Source organism: Streptomyces silvisoli, assembly GCF_029269905.1.
Lineage (GTDB): Bacteria > Actinomycetota > Actinomycetes > Streptomycetales > Streptomycetaceae > Streptantibioticus_A > Streptantibioticus_A silvisoli_A.
Genome location: NZ_JARJBC010000023.1, coordinates 23,255 through 40,382, shown reverse-complemented (window position 1 = coordinate 40,382; position 17,128 = coordinate 23,255). Strand labels below are relative to the sequence as shown.

Here is a 17,128-nt window from a genome sequence, read left to right as displayed (position 1 = left end):
GCTACACGTTCTTCAGGGAACCGCTACCGCTACGCCCCGAACCCCTTGGTGTCGCCCTTCGCCTTGGCCCCCGCCAGCAGGTGCGCGGGCACCAGATCGCGGGCCGGCTCGCTGTAGCCCACCGCCACGATCTTGTCGCCGCGGTACGTGAAGCTGGTCAGACTCGCCAGCGTGCACTGCCTCTTGCGCGGGTCGTGCCACAGCCGCCGCCGCTCCGCGAAGCTGCGCACCACCCAGATCGGCAACTGGTGGCTGACGCACACCGCTTCGTGCCCGCGGGCCGCGTCCCGCGCCGCGCCGAGCGCCGCCATCATCCGTACGACCTGCTCGATGTACGGCTCACCCCAGCTGGGCTTGAAGGGGTTTGTCAGATATTTCCAGTTTGCCGGTTTCTTCAGCGCGCCGTCGCCGACGCCGAAGGTCTTGCCCTGGAAGACGTTGCCCGCCTCGATCAGCCGCTCGTCGGTGGCGACGGCCAGCTCGTGGGCGGCGGCGATCGGCGCCGCGGTCTCCTGCGCCCGCTCCAGCGGTGACGCCACCACGTAGCGGATGTCGCGGTCCGCGAGGTGCTCGGCGACCCGGTCGGCCATCTTCCGGCCGAGCTCGGAGAGGTGGTACCCGGGCAGCCGCCCGTACAGCAGGCCCTCCGGGTTGTGCACCTCACCGTGCCGCATCAGGTGGACGACCGTGATGTCCTGGTTGTCGCTCACTGGGTGGCCTCCGCCGCTGCCGTTGCGGCGGCCGGAAGTGCCGCCGCGATGCGCTCGATCGCCGCGTCGTCGTGCGACGCGGAGACGAACCAGGACTCGAACGCCGACGGCGGCAGATAGACGCCCTGCGCCAGCATCGAGTGGAAGAACGCGGTGAACCGGAACGCCTCCTGCGCCCTGGCCTCGTCGTAGTTGGTCACCGGCCGCTCGGTGAAGAAGACCGAGAACATGTTCCCCGCGGTCTGCACCCGGTGCGGCACGCCCGCCTTGTTCAGTGCCTCGCCGACCAGCTCCGCCAGCTGGCCCGCCACCGCGTCCACCCGCTGGTACACCGCGTCGTCCAGCAGCCGCAGCTGCGCCAGGCCCGCCGCGGTCGCCACCGGGTTACCGGACAGCGTGCCCGCCTGGTAGACCGGCCCGGCCGGGGCGAGGTGCGCCATCACATCGGCCCGGCCGCCGAACGCCGCCGCCGGGAAGCCGCCGCCCATCACCTTGCCGAAGGTCATCAGGTCCGGAGTGACCCCGTCGATCCCGTACCAGCCCGCCTTGGAGACCCGGAAGCCGGTCATCACCTCGTCGGAGATGTACAACGCGCCGTTATTGCGGCACAGATCGGCCAAACCCTGGTTGAAGCCGGGCAGCGGCGGAACGACGCCCATGTTGCCCGGCGACGCCTCGGTGATCACACAGGCGATCTCGCCCGGGTGCGCCGCGAACGCCGCGCGGACCGCGTCCAGGTCGTTGTACGGCAGCACGATCGTCTCGCCCGCCTGGGCACCGGTCACGCCCGGGGTGTCCGGCAGGCCGAACGTCGCCACGCCCGAGCCCGCCGCGGCCAGCAGGGCGTCCACGTGCCCGTGGTAGCAGCCCGCGAACTTGATCACCTTCGCCCGGCCGGTGAACCCGCGGGCCAGCCGGATCGCCGACATCGTCGCCTCGGTGCCCGACGAGACCAGCCGCACCTGCTCGACCGGCGCCACCCGGGCCACGATCTCCTCGGCTAGCTCCACCTCGCCCTGACCGGGCGTGCCGAAGGACGTACCGCGCGCAACCGCGGCCTGCACGGCGTCGATCACGGCCGGGTGCGCGTGGCCGAGGATCATCGGACCCCACGAGCACACCAGGTCCACGTAGTCCCGGCCGTCGGCATCGGTGAGGTACGGACCGGAACCGGACACCATGAAACGGGGCGTACCGCCCACGGCCCGGAATGCGCGGACCGGAGAGTTCACGCCACCAGGCGTCACAGCGGCAGCCCGGTCGAAGAGGGTCTGCGAGACTGGTGCTTCGTACGCGTAGGGAATGCTCACATACACATGGTCTCAGAGGCTTGAACCGTTTCGCCGGGGCGGGCGTTTCATCATCAGGTCTCGACCTCGTATCTGAGACGATGATCGGGTTGCGCGGTTGGGCTTGCGAATGGTCGGGTAGTGAAATGCAGCCAGGTGGCGAACTGGGCGAGGGGACGGGCGACCGTGAACCCCAGCACGCCCGCCCCACCGGCAAACGGCGCCGACCCGCCGGAACGGGGCGCCAGCGAGCCGCGGAGGGTGGAAACAGGGGTGGCCGAGTGGGGGTGACCTACAAGTATTTCGGCGCGCCTGACGGCGCCACGGCGGCCCGGGTACCGATCTCCATGCGGCCCGAGGAGCTCGGTGGCGATGAGCTCGGCAATGGAATGTTCACCAAGGTCAAACCGGAAACGATGGCGGCGATGGTGCTCACCGGCATCGAGGGCATACCCCTGGCCAAGGTGCCGCCGCTGGAACTCGTGGTGCTTCACCCGGATTACGCCGTGGTGAAACTGCCCGTCAATGTCGTCGAACCGCTCCGCAAGGCAGGCGAGGAACAACTGGGCGCCGCCGCCTTCATCTGGTCCACCGTCCCGGACCGCCGGGGTCCGCGCGACGCCTTCGTGATCTACCAAATGCTCCACGAATGGCAGGACTTCGCCCAACGCTGCCACGAGACGGGGCATCAGATGTACTGCCTGGTCTGGCCGTAGCCCCCGGCGCCCGCTCCGGGACGGGGCGGGGCGGGCGAGGGGGGGCGGTTGTCAGTGGGGCCTGCCACCATCTCGGCCATGGACATCAACACGTTGTTGCGTCAACTGGCCGACGAGTACCAGCCGTTCTCCGGCCTGTCTCCCAAGGAGTTCCTGCGCGCCGGCGATCTCGCCGTCGCCGGGGGCGTGATCTTCAGTGAGCCCGACCCGGCGGAGTGGTCGGTGTGCGACGGGGTGCCGCACGGCAGATGGCCGGTGTACGTGGGCGTGGCGGAAAGTGGACACGTCACCATGGCCGCGCTGCTGCTGGCGGCGCCCGAAGTCATCGCGGAGGCGGAGTTCGAGGACGCCTACGAGGACCACCAGCCGCTCAGCGAGGACATCGGACTGCTGTGGGACGACGCCGCCATGGGCTCGCTGCGGTTCGACGGGCCGCGGTCGGCCGACTTCCCCGATCTCGGCACCTTCCTGAAGCATGCCGAGGCCGCACTGGCTGCCGCGCCGGTGCCCTGGGTGGAGATACCCGTGAACCCGGAGACCGGATCCAACGTGCTGGCCTTCCCGGTCTGCGCGGACAGCGCGGACTGCTGGGCCGGGCGGGACGCGGACGGCAAGTTGGTCTGCGTGCTCTGCCTCACCGACTGACGCCACCGCCAAGGCCGGTTCGGCAGCGCGTTGAAGGGCCGAGCTGCGTGACCCGCCACAACGGCGCCGCACACGATCCACGGCGCCCCCCGCGGAGCGCTCACGCACGGGTGTCGAGCCGCCGAATCAGCCGGGCACAGTGAAACCGATCACGGCGTTACGCTGACCGCACGAAGATCCGGACCGGATGAGGGAGACGCGCAGGATGAGCCGCCGCACCGCAGTAGTTACCGGAGCCAGCAGCGGCATCGGTGCCGCCACCGCCCGTCGGCTGGCCGCCTCCGGTTACCGGGTGGTACTCGCCGCGCGCCGTGCGGACCGCGTCGAGGGACTCGCCGCCGAACTGGTCAAGGAGGGCCATGACGCGGTGGCGCAGGTGCTCGACGTGACCGACCGGGCGGCGGTCGAGGCGTTCGCGGCGGGGCTGGACCGCTGCGACGTACTGGTCAACAACGCGGGCGGTGCGCTCGGCGCCGACCGCGTCGAGGCGGCGGACCCCGCGGACTGGCGCAGCATGTACGAGGTCAACGTGCTCGGGGTGCTGCACCTCACCCAGGCCCTGCTGCCCGCCCTGCGGGCCAGCGGCGACGGCACGATCGTGGTGCTGTCCTCGACCGCGGGCCTGGCCACCTACGAGGGCGGGGGCGGCTATGTCGCGGCCAAGCACGGTGCCCATGTGATCGCGGAGACGCTGCGCCTGGAACTGTGCGGTGAGCCGGTACGGGTGATCGAGATCGCTCCGGGCATGGTCAGGACCGAGGAGTTCGCGAAGAATCGTTTCGGGGGCGACGAGGAGAAGGCCGCGGCGGTCTACTCGGGGGTCGCCGAGCCGCTCACCGCCGAGGACGTCGCCGACACGGTGGACTGGGCGGTCACCCGCCCGTCGCACGTCAACATCGACCTGCTGGTGGTCCGGCCGCGGGCGCAGGCCTCCAACTACAAGGTGCACCGCGAGAACTGAGGCCCGACAGCCCCAACGGCCTTGTCTGGCACGGTCGTTCCCCGTGCCCAGCGCCGTCGTTTCCCTTCACGTGCGCTCGCCGCGCGGGCCATCCAGCCCGCGCGGACAGGTCACCGCGGCAACGACGGCCGCGGCCCAGCCGTTGCCGCGTTCGGGAGGCCGATCGGTCACCGTTGCACAGAAGGCGGATGGCGCACATGCGAGGCACGCGCGTCATCCGCACAGGGGGGCTGGGCACAACGAGCCGGTGGGCAGCCGCTATCCCTTCACGCAGATGACCTGCTTCAGCTTGGCCACGACCTCCACGAGGTCCCGCTGCTGGTCGATGACCTGATCGATCGGCTTGTACGCGCCGGGGATCTCGTCGATCACGCCGGAGTCCTTACGGCACTCCACACCGCGGGTCTGCTCGGCCAGGTCCTGCGTGGAGAACCGCTTCTTCGCCGCGTTGCGGCTCATCCGTCGGCCTGCGCCGTGCGAGGCCGAGTTGAAGGACGCCTCGTTGCCCAGGCCGCGCACGATGTAGGAACCGGTGCCCATGGAGCCGGGGATGATGCCGTAGTCCCCGTCGGCCGCCTTGATCGCGCCCTTGCGGGTGACGAGCAGTTCCACGCCCTCGTAGCGTTCCTCGCTGACGTAGTTGTGGTGGCAGGAGATCACCTCGTCGAAGGTCACGTTGGCCTTCTTGAACTCCCGGCGGATCACGTCCTGCGACAGCGCCATCATGATCGCGCGGTTGCGCTTCGCGTACTCCTGGGCCCAGAAAAGATCGCGCCGGTAGGCGGCCATCTGCGGGGTGTCCGCGATGAACACCGCGAGGTCGCGGTCGACCAGACCCTGGTTGTGCGGCAGCTTCTGGGCCTCGCCGATGTGGTACTCGGCCAGCTCCTTGCCGATGTTCCGTGACCCGGAGTGCAGCATGATCCACACGGCGTCGTCGGCGTCCAGGCACAGCTCCCAGAAGTGGTTGCCGGACCCCAGCGTTCCCATCTGCTTGGTGGCCCGCTCCTCGCGGAACCGGACCGCCTCCGCCAGCTGGCCGAACCCGGACCAGAACCCGTCCCAGTCCCCGGTACGGAACCCGTGCAGCCGAAGCGGGTCCACCGGATCGCCGTGCATGCCGCGGCCCACCGGAATGGCCTGCTCGATCCTGGAACGCAGCCGGGAGAGGTCGCCGGGCAGGTCGTTGGCCGTCAGTGAGGTGCGTACCGCGCTCATCCCGCAGCCGATGTCGACGCCGACCGCGGCCGGGCAGACGGCACCCTCCATGGCGATGACCGAGCCGACGGTCGCGCCCTTGCCGTAGTGCACGTCCGGCATCACCGCCAGGCCCTTGATCCACGGCAGCGTGGTGACGTTGCGCAGCTGCCGCATCGCCACGTCCTCCACGCCTGCCGGATCGGTCCACATGCGGATCGGCACCCGGACGCCAGGCACCTCGGTGTACGTCATCTCTCCCCCTGGGTTGGACTCACTGCTTTCAGTGTTGGACTTACCGGCTGAAAATAACGACAAACCGGGCAAAATCTAGCGCTTCTTAGTCAAAACAAGATTCGGGGGCGAAACAACCCAATCAACACCCGCGACCGGCGGCGCTGGCGATCTCTGCGGTAGACATTGTGTCCACGGGCCGCCCCACAGCGGCAACGCGTTTTCGAAAGGGGGCCAGGCCAGTGACGCCAAGGGGAGTGCCCGGCGAAGGGCTGACCGGCAACACGCCCAGGGCGCGCCGCACCGGAGCCATAGCGGGCGTCCTCTCGCTCACCGCCCTCGCCGCCCTCGCCGGCTGCTCCGGCCCCGGCGGCAACGGCAGCGCCACCGACAACTCCGGCCTCAGCAGTCGCAGCGACTCCGCGAGCGCCGCCCCGCCCGGCAAGTACCGCAACCTCCCGGAGCCCTGCGGCGCCGTGAGCTCCACCACGCTGCACCAGCTGCTGCCCAACTCCCAGGACTACGACGGCCAGGCCACCCCCACGTTCGACACCGACCGCAGGGTCGGCTGCAAGTGGAGCGGCGCGGTCACCAGCGGCAACCGCTATCTGCACATCGACTTCGAGCGGGTGGTCAGCTACGACCCGGCCGTCAGCGACGAGGACAAGGCGGCGCAGGAGTACGAGCAGATGGCCGCCGCCGCCCACATCCCCGCCGAGTCGCCCACGCCCGGCGGCACCTCCGGCCAGAGCCCCGCGCCGAGCCAGCGACCGACCGCCGGCGGAAGCGCGACCCCCTCGCAGCCGTCGTCGAGCCCGTCCCCGTCCTCGGCGAGCGCCTCCGCGAGCACCGCGCCCGACACCGCGCCGCGCCGGGTCGGCGGCATCGGCGACGAGGCGTTCCTCAACGACGCGGTGATGACCCAGGGCTCCGGGGTGCACCGCGATGTGACGGTGGTGTTCCGCGCCGCCAACGTGCTGGTCACCATCGAGTTCTCGCAGTGGTCCACCAACGCGGCGGTGACCCCGCCGAGCGTCGACCTGCAACTCGGCGCGCACGGACTGGCGCAGGAACTGGCCAGGAAAATCGAGGAATAAGGCCCCACCGGACACCGGCGAGACGAATAGCACATTGAGTGCGTGGAAGGACAACGCGCCACGCCGAGCACGTATTGTGTCGGTTTACGGCTGCGGCCGGGACGGTCGCGCGTCAGCAACAACCGCCCCACGACGACAGAAGGACCCATGCACAGACCAGCTGCCCCGCACCTCGCCCGCCTGCTCGCGTGTGCCGCCGTGCCGGTGATGCTGCTCGCCGGCTGTTCCTCGGGCTCCGACTCAGGCGCCAAGAGCCAGCAGGGTCAGGCCGGATCGTCGTCCTCCGGTTCCTCCACGTCCACCGCCTCGCCCTCGCTCGCCCCGGCGAAGTACAAGACGCTGCCCGACCCCTGCAAGGCCATGTCGCAGGACACCGTCAACCACCTGGTGCAGAGCGCGAAGAACCCGAACGGCACGGCGGCCAACTCCAACGACTCCAAGGACCGCGGCGGCTGCTCCTGGAACGGTCTGGACGGCTACCAGTTCCGCTACCTGGACGACTCGTTCCAGCGGTTCGACTCGATCCCGAACGCGTCCGCCGACGACCAGGCCAAGTCCTCGTTCCAGCAGGCCGTGCAGACCACCACCGGCAAGGCGTCCAGCCCCAAGACCACCCAACTCAGCGGACTCGGCGACAGCGCCACCCTGATCACCTGGGACGACAAGAAGGGCGACGACCCCTACCACAACGCGACCGTGGTGGCCCGGTCCGCCAACGTCGTGGTGGTGATCGACTTCAACGGCGCCGGCATGCAGGGTGATGACAAGCCCAAGGCCGACGAAATGGACAAGGACACCCAGCAGGCGGCCAAGGAAGCACTGGCCTCGCTGAAGTAACGGTTGAGTCCTCCCGCGCTCCGCGCCCGGCCCGTATGGCAGGCTGTGCCGCGCCAGTTGGCGAGCGCGGGAGGGCCGCGGGATGTCCGCGACACGGATGGACCGTAAGCACCGGTCGTTGGTCGGCGTAGTCATCGCCGCGATCGGCTTCGCCGGTTCCCGCGCGGCCGTACGGGACCCGTCGGCCGCCGCGACGATCGCGTTCAACGGTGCCGCGCCATGTGGGGGGTTCGGGCTGTCCGTTGTCCACTCCGCAGCACCACCTCCCCGCCTAGCCACCCCAGCCGCAGTGGGCCCGCACGCTGTCGCGGCGCAGACCCACTTTTCAGCCTGCCTTGCATGACGATCACCGGATGTGACCCCCAGGCGGAGCGCGCCCCGGTCGGACGACAACTTCCCGCTTCCGCGCGGACTCGTCCGTACCGGTCCACGCCGTCCCGTACGCATGTGCCAGGCTGTCGCCCGCAACAGACCGAACAGGGAGGGGTTCCCGAGTGGCCGCGCCACTGAAGGTCACACGCGCGCACCGAATACTCATCGGGGTAGTCGTCGCTGGTGCGCTGGTCATCGCCGGTATCGGCTTCGCCGGCTCTTACACGGCCGTGCGTGAGCTGGCCATCAGAAAGGGATTCGGCGAGTTCTCCTACTTCTTCCCGATCGGCATCGATGCGGGTATCTGTGTCCTGCTGGCTCTGGATCTGCTGCTGACCTGGATCCGCATGCCCTTCCCGCTGCTGCGGCAGACGGCGTGGTTGCTGACCATCGCGACCGTGGTGTTCAACGCCGCAGCGGCCTCCGACCCGCTGGGCATGGGGATGCACGCCGTCATCCCGGTGCTGTTCGTCGTCACCGTCGAGGCCGCCCGCCACGCTGTCGGGCGGATTGCCGACATCACCGCCGACAAGCACATGGAAGGCGTGCGCATCACGCGCTGGCTGCTGGCGCCGGTTCCGACGTTCCTGCTGTGGCGGCGGATGAAGCTGTGGGAGCTGCGCTCGTACGACCAGGTCATCAAGCTGGAGCAGGAGCGGCTCGTGTATCAGGCGCGGCTGCGGTCGCGGTTTGGGCGGAGTTGGCGGCGCAAGGCCCCGGTCGAGTCCCTGATGCCGCTGCGCCTCGCACGGTACGGAGTGCCGCTGGCGGAGACCGCCCCCGCCGGCCTCGCGGCGGCGGGGATCGAGCCGCAGCTGCTGCCGGCCCAGCCCGCGGCGCCGGAGCTGGCGTCCAAGGCCGCCGCCCCGGCCGAGGAGCCGGTCGTGGCAGCCGAGGAGGCGCCGAGCCAGTGGTTCGCCACGCCCCAGCATGTGCAGTACAGGGGCGACTACGACCCGAACTACGTGCCGTCCACGTACGTACCCGTGCGGGAGCACCAGCCCCGGTACGACGAGCAGCCGCAGCAGATCCCGGTGCCGGAGCCACGCGCGACGGAGCCCGAACCGGTGCCAGCCCAGGCTCAGGCACCGGAGCCGCAGCTCCAGGTGCCGAACGGGGCGGGCGGTGTGCGGCCGTTGGGCAAGCGCGCGCAGGAGGGGACGCCGTCGAAGGAGGATCTGTACCAGGTGTTCCGGCGCTCGATAGAGGAGGGCATGCCGACGCCGGGCGCCTTCGCCGCGAACGTCGAGGCCGAGTACGGGCTACGCCTCCAGTCTCGCGAGCTGAACCAGTACATGGACCAGTTCACCGCCCGTTTCAACGACGAGCTGATGGAAGACCACATCGCGTAGGGCCAACAGCTGTGCCGCCGAGCCAGGTTGGCGCCGCCGGTAAGCGCGTTACCGCTCCCGCTTCGCGCCGACGCGGAGTTCGAGGCGGTCCATGAGGTGGAACAGGTCTGAATTCCAGACCGGTTGCGGTGGATCCACACCGCCGGGCCGAAGCCCGGCGGTGTGGAACGGGCTGGAAGCCCACGCGCCCGAGTACCACCGCCAGGGTCAACCCCTAGCTGGCCGCCACCAGTTCCCGAACCCGGTCGGCGCCGACCGCCAGCAGCAGGGTGGGCAGGCGCGGACCCGTGTCCCGGCCCACCAGCAGCTTGTACAGCAGGGCGAAGAACTGCCGCTGCGCGGCCTTCAGTTCCGGCGTCGGCTTGGCGTCCGCGGCCAGCCCGGCCTGGAGCTTGGGCACCGCGTAGACCAGCGTGGTCAGGCCGTCCAGCGACCAGTGCTCGTCCAGGCCGTCCACCAGCAGCTTGAGCGCCTCGCGGTCCGCGTCGCCGAGGGTGGCGAGGGTCTCGCGGTCCGGCTCGGTGCGCACCCGGGTGCGCTGCTCCTCGTCCACATGCGTGGACACCCAGGACTCCGCCTTGTCCAGCCGCGGACGCGTCTCGTCCAGCGAGGAGATGGGGTCCTCGATGGTGAAGTCGCGCAGGATCCGCAGGGTCTGCTCCTCGTGTCCGGTGGTGATGTCGACCACCGAGGCGAGCGTCCGGAACGGCAACTTCCGCGGCGTGGCGGGCAGTTCACCGGCGGCGGTACGGGCGGCCCTGGAGTGGACCGCGATGTCCACCGGCGCGGCGGTGTCCGACTCGATCTTGCGCTCCAGCGCGTCCCACTCGTCGTAGGTGCGGCTGATCTCCTGGTCGAAGGAGATGTTGAAGGCCTGCTTCGGCTGGCGGCGGGCGTACAGCCAGCGCAGCAGCTGCGGCTCCATGATGCGCAGCGCGTCGCCCGCGGTGGGGACGCCGCCCTTGGAGCTGGACATCTTCGCCATGCCGCTGATGCCGACGAAGGAGTACGGCAGGTACACCGGCGGCAGCCCGTCGAACACCTCGCGCACCAGTTGGCCGCCGACGGTGAACGAGGAGCCCGGCGAGGAGTGGTCGACGCCACCGGACTCGAAGGTCACGCCCTCGTACGCCCAGCGCATCGGCCAGTCGACCTTCCACACCAGCTTGCCCTGGTCGTGGCTGTCCAGCCGGAACGACTCGCGGTGCCCGCAGGCCGTGCAGGTGTAGGAGATCTCGGTGGTCTCGTCGTCGTAGGAGGTGACCTGGGTCAGGTCGCGCCCGCACGCGCCGCAGTACGGCTTGTACGGGTAGTAGGCGGTGCCCGCGCCACCCTCGTCGTCCTCGGCGGCGCCCTCCGAGCCCTCGTCGGTCTTGGCCTTCTTGGTGCGGTACCGGCCGAGCACCGCGTCGATCCGCTGCCGCTCGCGCATGGCGTGCAGGATCTGCTCGCGGTAGGCGCCCGAGGTGTACATCTCGGTCTGGCTGATCTCCCGGACCTCGACGCCCAGTTCCCGCAGCGCGGCCCTGAAGGGCGCCTTGAAGTGGTCGGACCAGCTGGCGTGCTCGCCGGTCGGGTCCGGGACGGAGGTCAGCGGACGGCCGATGTGCTCGGCGAAGGACTCCGGCTGCCCGGCCGGGACCTTGCGCAGCCGGTCGTAGTCGTCCCAGGACAGGATGTGCTCGCAGTCGATGCCACGCCGCTTGATCTCGTCGGCGACCAGGTGCGGGACCATGATCTCGCGCAGGTTGCCCAGGTGGATCGGGCCCGACGGGCTGATGCCGGAGGCGCAGACGATCTTTTTACCCGGAGCCCGCCGCTCGGCTTCCGCGATGACGTCGTCCGCAGCGCGGGCGACCCAGTCGGCTTCGGTGCTCTGAGCCACTGTCTCTGCTTCCTTCCGGTTGATCGGCAACCATCCTGCTGAGGGAACGAGCCCTTACCGGCCACACGTCCCCAGTAGATTGTCCCATCCCTCGGGAGGCGCCCTTCGCCATGGGAGCCATGGGATACTCAGACACGATTCGAACCGTGTCACCTATACAAGGAACGGCATCCATCCATGGCTTCGGTCCCCTCCCTCTCCGCCACGATCCAGCAGCGCGTCTCCGCGGCCCTTGCCGCCGCGGTGCCGTCGGCCGCCGACGCCGATCCGCTGCTGCGACGTAGCGACCGGGCGGACTTCCAGGCCAACGGGGTGCTGGGACTGGCCAAGCGGAACAAGGCCAATCCGCGCGAACTGGCAGCCCAGGTCGTCGAGCACCTGCCCGCCGACGACTTGCTGGCCGGGATCGAGGTGTCGGGCCCCGGCTTCCTGAACCTCACCGTCACCGACACGGCGATCATCAACACGCTCGCCGCACGCGCCGACGACGACCGGCTCGGTGTCCCGCACGCCGAGCGGCCCGGCCGCACCGTGATCGACTACTCGCAGCCCAACGTGGCCAAGGAGATGCACGTCGGCCATCTGCGCTCCACGGTGATCGGCGACGCGATCGTGCGGATCCTGGAGTTCGCGGGCGAGACGGTGATCCGGCGCCACCACATCGGCGACTGGGGCACCCAGTTCGGCATGCTCATCCAGTACCTGATCGAGCACCCGCACGAGCTGGACCACCCGTCCGACGGGGACAGCGGCGAGAACGCGATGTCCCGGCTCAACCGGCTGTACAAGGCGTCGCGGGCACTGTTCGACTCCGACGAGGAGTTCAAGGACCGGTCCCGGCGCCGGGTGGTCGACCTACAGGCGGGCGACGAGCAGACGCTCGCCCTGTGGCACAAGATCGTCGACGAGTCGAAGATCTACTTCTACTCGGTCTACGACAAGCTGGCCGTCGAGATGCGCGACGAGGACATCGTCGGCGAGAGCGCGTACAACGACATGCTGGCCGAGACCTGCAAGCTGCTGGAGGACTCCGGCGTCGCGGTCGAGTCCAACGGCGCGCTGTGCGTGTTCTTCGACGACATCAAGGCCAAGGACGGCACACCGGTGCCGCTGATCGTCCGCAAGGCCGACGGCGGTTACGGCTACGCGGCCAGCGACCTGTCCGCGATCCGCGACCGCACCGGCAACCTGCACGCCGACACCCTGCTGTACGTGGTCGACGCGCGGCAGGCCCTGCACTTCAAGATGGTCTTCGAGACCGCCCGCCGGGCGGGCTGGCTGACCGACGAGGTCACCGCGAAGCACCTGCCGTTCGGCACGGTGCTGGGCAAGGACGGCAAGCCGTTCAAGACCCGTGAGGGCGAGACCGTGCGGCTGGTCGACCTACTGGACGAGGCGGTGGACCGGGCACGCGCGGTCATCGCGGACAAGAGCAAGGACCTGACCCCCGAGGAGATCGGCGAGCGGGCGGCGCAGGTCGGCATCGGCGCCGTGAAGTACGCCGACCTGTCCACCTCGCTCACCCGGGACTACACCTTCGACCTGGACCGGATGGTCTCGCTCAACGGCGACACCAGCGTGTACCTGCAGTACGCCTACGCGCGGATCCGCTCCATCATCCGCAAGGCGGGCGACGTCCGCCCGGTACCGCACCCGGAGCTGCCGCTGGCCCCGGCCGAGCGCCAACTCGGCCTGGCGCTCGACGAGTTCGCCGAGACGCTGGCTTCGGTACGGGAGACCTACGAGCCGCACAAGCTGGCCTCGTACCTGTACGGCCTGTCGTCCGCGTACACCGCGTTCTACGAGCACTGCCCGGTGCTCAAGGCCGAGGGCGGCCAGGCGATGGTGGAGAACCGGCTGTTCCTGTGCGACCTGACGGCTCGCACCCTGCGGCAGGGCATGGAACTGCTGGGCATCCAGACGCCCGAGCGCCTCTGAACGCTTCCACGCGCCCCGTTGCGGCTGTCCCGGCATACTGCTGCCGGGACAGCCGTTCTGTCGTTATGCCCTAGAGGTGAGATCCCGTGGTCAAGAAGGACGAGGCAGGCAGGAGGAGCGACATGACGGCTGCCCCGGAACGCCTCCTCGACGTGGCCGAATCGGTGCGCACCGATCTCTACACCAAGCCCGATCTGGACGCGGTGGCCGGAATTCCCGTGTACGTAATCGCCGACCGCAAGCACAACGAGGTCGTCGTGCTCAGCGACCCCCTCAACGGTGAGTACCGCTCCCGCGCGGTCTACCGGAAGGGCCAGACCTTCACTCTGCCCGAGTCCATCGGGGCCAAGGTCGAGATGGACGTGGATTCCCTCCTCCTCACCTGAACCCGCCCACCCTCTCGAACTCACACCAAACGATCTTTCCGGGCACCCGCTCCCCCACGCCCCACTTGTCGGCGAGGGCGTCCACCAGCCGCAGCCCCCGGCCGGATTCGGCTTCCGCTGTCGTGTCCGGGATACGTGGTTCGCCGTCGCCGCTGTCGTGCAGCTCCACGCGTAGTACGCCGTCCCCGGACAGCTCCAGCGAGACCTGGTAACCGCGCCCCGGCGGGACGCCGTGCAGCAGCGCGTTGGTGGCCAACTCGGTTACGCACAGCAGGATGTCGTCCGTGCGCGACACGATGTTCCAGTGCCGCAGAGCCCGCCGCGCGAACTCCCGTGCGGCGGGCACGGATCGGCGCGTACGTGGGTAGAAGTGCCTGCTGAAGCACGACTGTTGAGGGCTGTCGCTCATGCGACAGATGGTTACGTTGAGCCGCGAAGCGGAACCAGTGCGTCAGCCCGTACGGATCTTCCGTACGGGTTTGTTCGAGGTGACGTACGGGTGGGGGTGGGGAGTTGGTCGGGCATGAAGCCCATGAAGAACGCCACTCCGGAACGGCTGGTCGGCGCCCAGGTGGCCTTGTTCCGCAGGTGGGCGAGGCTGACGCAACGCGAACTCGCCGAACGGCTAGGTGTCCATGAGGAGACCATCGCCTCCATCGAGCAGGGGCGCCGCCCGCTGAAGCTCGATCTCGCCGAGCAGTTGGACGAACTGTTGGAGACCAAGGGTGCGTTGGAGGTGGCAGTACGGAATCTGCCGGAGCGGGCCAAGTACCCCGTGTGGGCTGAGGCGTTCATCGATCACGAGCGGGACGCGATTGCCATCTCCTCGTACGAGAACCAGGTCATTCCTGGGCTACTTCAGACAGAGGCGTACGCACGCGCGGTCTTCCGTAACAGGGTCCCCCTGTTTAGCGAGGGGGAGATCGAGCACCGGGTCGCCATGCGCATGGAACGCCATGACATCCTGCACCGCAAGGTCCCGCCGACCTGCAGTTTCATCTTCTCCGAAGCGGTCCTGAAGGACCGTCTCGGCGGCGACGAGGTGTACAAGGAGCAGTTGCGGCACCTGCGCAAGTGTGCCGATCTACCGGGACTCACCATCCAGATCATGCCGCTCGGCCGGGAGACCCACGCCGGACTGAACGGGCCGTTCGTCCTGCTGGAGACCCCCGAACACCACCTCATCGTCTACCTCGAAACCCAGCGCGGTAGCCAGCTCATTTCTGACCCGGATGAGGTGAGCATCATCGCTCGCAAGTATGCGATGCTGCGATCACAGGCGCTCAACCTCGAAGAATCCAAGCGTCTGTTGGACCAGTTGCTAGGAGAGCGATGAACCCCGCACTGGAATGGTTCAAGTCCAGCTATAGCGGCGACGAAGGCGGCAACTGCATCGAAGTCGCCTACGCCTGGCGGAAGTCCAGCTACAGCAGCGAAGAAGGCGGCAACTGCATCGAAATCGCCGCCCACCCCGCCGCCGTGCACGTTCGGGACTCCAAGGATCCGGAGGGTCCCACCCTCACCTTCAGCCCCGCCGCCTGGGCGGACTTCGCCGCCTTCGCCGCCGCGCGGGTGGCGGACTGACCTGCGCCGTCGGGCATATCACCCGCGCGTTCCGCGTGCGGAGCGCGCGACCGCTTGTGAAGAAAACGTACCGACCCTGTACCTGATCACGTAAGAACGCCCGACAAGGGCGGTTGGCGCGGTCACCTCCCAGGTCAGACGTGCTGTGCGTGGCCTATGGTTCTCGTTACCGCTTTCCCGGGGGTCCTCAGGAACTTCTCAGGCCGTTGGGATACCGTCCGGTAACTCCGGGGCCCGCTTTGTCCGTTTGATCGCCGCGTTGCGCAACTGGGCAACCAATGCCCCGGTGCAACCGTCTTCTTTTCGTCGTTGGTGCAGACGAGGGTGTGAGTATGACAGGCAGCCGTGGGGCAAGGACCGGGGGACGGGCAGGGCGCGCGGCGCAGAGCAGAGGCCGTGGACGCGCGGCGGCGCAAGGCCGCGGACGCAAGGGCAGGCGCAATCCCAAACAGATGTTCGCCGTGGTCAGCATCTCGGTGGCGGTGCTGCTGGTGGCGGGCATCGGCGCGCTGTACCTCAAGCTCAACGGCAACATCACCACGTTCGACGCCAACGGCCTGAGCAAGGACCGGCCGTCCGACACCGCGGGCCAGAACGTGCTGATGATCGGCTCCGACAGCCGCGCCGGCGGCAACAGCGCACTGGGCGGCGCGGCCGGGCAGGACGTCGCCCACTCGGACACCACGATCCTGCTGCACGTCTATGCCGACCACAAACACGCGGTCGGCATCTCCATACCCCGTGACTCCCTGGTGGACATCCCGCCCTGCCTGCTGCCCGGTGGCAAGTGGTCCGCGGAGCAGCCAAGCGCGATGTTCAACTCGGCCTTCTCGTTGGGCGACTCACCGTCCGGCAACCCGGCCTGCACCCAGAACACGGTGGAGAAGCTCACCGGAATCCGGGTGGACCACACCATGGTGGTCGACTTCAAGGGCTTCTCCGCGATGACCTCCGCGGTCGGCGGCGTGCAGGTCTGCATGCCGAACAACGTCTACCAGGGCGACCTCAACCCCAACCTGGGCTACAAGGGCAAGCTGATCTTCCCCAAGGGCCTGCAGACCGTCCAGGGACAGCAGGCGCTGAACTACGTACGGCTGCGGCACGGCGTCGGCGACGGCTCGGACATCGGCCGGATGAAGCGCCAACAGGCCTTCCTGTCCTCCCTGATGAAGAAGGTGCAGGGCGAGGGGTTCAGCCCGACGACGCTGCTGCCGCTGGCCGACGCGGCGACCAAGTCCCTCACCGTGGACCCGGGACTCGGCTCGGCCGACAAGCTGCTGTCGTTCGCGATGTCCATGAAGGGCATCGACCTTCACAACATCAAGTTCATCACCGCTCCCTGGCGTTACCAGGGCGAGCGGGTCGCCCTGGTCCACCCGGACGTGGACGCGCTGTGGGCCGAGTTGAAGGCGGACCGGACCCTCGACGGGCAGGACGCCAGCGGCGGCAAGAAGCCCGCGGCGGCCACCTCGCCGTCCGCCACCCCCGTCTCCGACGTCACCGGCACCGGAATCGTGGTGGCCGTCTACAACGGCACTCTCGACCACGGGCTGGCGGCCAAGGCCGCGCAGAAGCTGCGGGACGACAACTTCACCGTGACCGGCACCGCCACCGCCACCTCCCAGCAGCACCCGACGACCATCATCGAGTACGGCGCCGCGCATCTACAGGGCGCGCAGACGCTGGCCAAGCTGTTCCCGGGCGCGAAGCTGGAGCAGACCGCGACCTCCGGCATCAACCTGGTGCTGGGCCAGGACTACGCGGCGACCGCCGCCTCGGGCACATCAAACGCGTCCTCCCCGACCCCGAGCGCGCTTTCGTCCCAGGAAGCCAGCCAGGCCCGCTCGGCGGACGACAACCCGTGCGCCAACCTGTCCTACGGGTGAGCACTTGCCCTGCTGGTGAGGCAACTGCCTGAGCCGCGG

The 17,128-nt window shown here is 68.9% G+C and carries 16 protein-coding genes; 11 read left to right on the top strand and 5 right to left on the bottom strand.

Translation table 11 applies throughout. The annotated features are described in order from the left end of the window. Positions 1-29: 29 nt before the first annotated feature. Both P3G67_RS28800 and hemL read right to left on the bottom strand, forming a co-directional pair. Positions 30-674: a histidine phosphatase family protein gene (locus tag P3G67_RS28800; protein ID WP_276096154.1), complete on the bottom strand. Its 645-nt coding sequence runs from the start codon at positions 672-674 to the stop codon at positions 30-32. Positions 675-706: 32 nt separating this feature from the next. After that, on the bottom strand, positions 707-2,014 hold the full coding sequence (gene hemL / locus P3G67_RS28795; RefSeq protein WP_276096153.1) for a glutamate-1-semialdehyde 2,1-aminomutase: 1,308 nt from the start codon (positions 2,012-2,014) through the stop codon (positions 707-709). 131 nt (positions 2,015-2,145) lie between these two features. On the opposite strand from hemL, the gene P3G67_RS28790 reads away from it, so the two are divergent. From P3G67_RS28790 to P3G67_RS28780, 3 genes are all read left to right on the top strand, one after another. Continuing rightward, complete coding sequence (locus P3G67_RS28790; protein WP_269853931.1) at positions 2,146-2,715, top strand: hypothetical protein; 570 nt, start codon at positions 2,146-2,148, stop codon at positions 2,713-2,715. A gap of 78 nt (positions 2,716-2,793) precedes the next feature. Further along, complete coding sequence (locus P3G67_RS28785; RefSeq protein ID WP_276096104.1) at positions 2,794-3,360, top strand: hypothetical protein; 567 nt, start codon at positions 2,794-2,796, stop codon at positions 3,358-3,360. A gap of 205 nt (positions 3,361-3,565) precedes the next feature. After that, positions 3,566-4,321: an SDR family oxidoreductase gene (locus P3G67_RS28780; protein WP_276096103.1), complete on the top strand. Its 756-nt coding sequence runs from the start codon at positions 3,566-3,568 to the stop codon at positions 4,319-4,321. Between the two features lie 258 nt (positions 4,322-4,579). Here P3G67_RS28780 and P3G67_RS28775 read toward each other — a convergent pair whose 3' ends face one another. After that, positions 4,580-5,773, bottom strand: a complete 1,194-nt coding sequence (locus P3G67_RS28775) for an RtcB family protein (RefSeq protein WP_276096102.1) — start codon at positions 5,771-5,773, stop codon at positions 4,580-4,582. A gap of 221 nt (positions 5,774-5,994) precedes the next feature. On the opposite strand from P3G67_RS28775, the gene P3G67_RS28770 reads away from it, so the two are divergent. The 3 genes from P3G67_RS28770 to P3G67_RS28760 all read left to right on the top strand — a co-directional run bounded on the left by P3G67_RS28770 (position 5,995) and on the right by P3G67_RS28760 (position 9,410). Next, positions 5,995-6,849, top strand: a complete 855-nt coding sequence (locus P3G67_RS28770) for a hypothetical protein (RefSeq protein ID WP_276096101.1) — start codon at positions 5,995-5,997, stop codon at positions 6,847-6,849. A 147-nt stretch (positions 6,850-6,996) separates the two neighbouring features. Next, positions 6,997-7,686, top strand: a complete 690-nt coding sequence (locus P3G67_RS28765; RefSeq protein WP_276096100.1) for a DUF3558 family protein — start codon at positions 6,997-6,999, stop codon at positions 7,684-7,686. Between the two features lie 494 nt (positions 7,687-8,180). Next, the gene (locus P3G67_RS28760) at positions 8,181-9,410 is read left to right on the top strand and encodes a DUF2637 domain-containing protein (protein WP_276096099.1); all 1,230 of its coding nucleotides are present in this window, start codon (positions 8,181-8,183) and stop codon (positions 9,408-9,410) included. Positions 9,411-9,624: 214 nt separating this feature from the next. Here the strand turns inward: P3G67_RS28760 and lysS are convergent, their stop codons facing one another. After that, on the bottom strand, positions 9,625-11,295 hold the full coding sequence (gene lysS, locus P3G67_RS28755) for a lysine--tRNA ligase (protein ID WP_276096098.1): 1,671 nt from the start codon (positions 11,293-11,295) through the stop codon (positions 9,625-9,627). Positions 11,296-11,472: 177 nt separating this feature from the next. Between lysS and argS the strand changes: the two genes are divergently transcribed. Both argS and P3G67_RS28745 read left to right on the top strand, forming a co-directional pair. Next, entirely contained in the window at positions 11,473-13,233 is a 1,761-nt protein-coding gene (argS, locus tag P3G67_RS28750) for an arginine--tRNA ligase (RefSeq protein WP_276096097.1), read from the top strand. Between the two features lie 122 nt (positions 13,234-13,355). After that, complete coding sequence (locus tag P3G67_RS28745) at positions 13,356-13,619, top strand: Uma2 family endonuclease (RefSeq protein WP_276096096.1); 264 nt, start codon at positions 13,356-13,358, stop codon at positions 13,617-13,619. Here the strand turns inward: P3G67_RS28745 and P3G67_RS28740 are convergent. Beyond that, positions 13,612-14,028 carry an ATP-binding protein gene (locus P3G67_RS28740; protein WP_276096095.1) on the bottom strand — a complete coding sequence of 139 codons (417 nt, stop codon included), beginning with the start codon at positions 14,026-14,028 and terminating at the stop codon, positions 13,612-13,614. The two genes, P3G67_RS28745 and P3G67_RS28740, sit on opposite strands and share 8 nt — an antisense overlap. A gap of 114 nt (positions 14,029-14,142) precedes the next feature. On the opposite strand from P3G67_RS28740, the gene P3G67_RS28735 reads away from it, so the two are divergent. The 3 genes from P3G67_RS28735 to P3G67_RS28725 all read left to right on the top strand — a co-directional run bounded on the left by P3G67_RS28735 (position 14,143) and on the right by P3G67_RS28725 (position 17,089). Continuing rightward, complete coding sequence (locus P3G67_RS28735) at positions 14,143-14,955, top strand: helix-turn-helix domain-containing protein (RefSeq protein ID WP_276096094.1); 813 nt, start codon at positions 14,143-14,145, stop codon at positions 14,953-14,955. Further along, on the top strand, positions 14,952-15,203 hold the full coding sequence (locus P3G67_RS28730; RefSeq protein WP_276096093.1) for a DUF397 domain-containing protein: 252 nt from the start codon (positions 14,952-14,954) through the stop codon (positions 15,201-15,203). Before P3G67_RS28735 ends, P3G67_RS28730 begins: the two co-directional genes overlap by 4 nt. Before the next feature lie 332 nt (positions 15,204-15,535). Next, positions 15,536-17,089: an LCP family protein gene (locus tag P3G67_RS28725; protein WP_391858374.1), complete on the top strand. Its 1,554-nt coding sequence runs from the start codon at positions 15,536-15,538 to the stop codon at positions 17,087-17,089. The last annotated feature ends 39 nt before the right edge of the window (positions 17,090-17,128 follow it).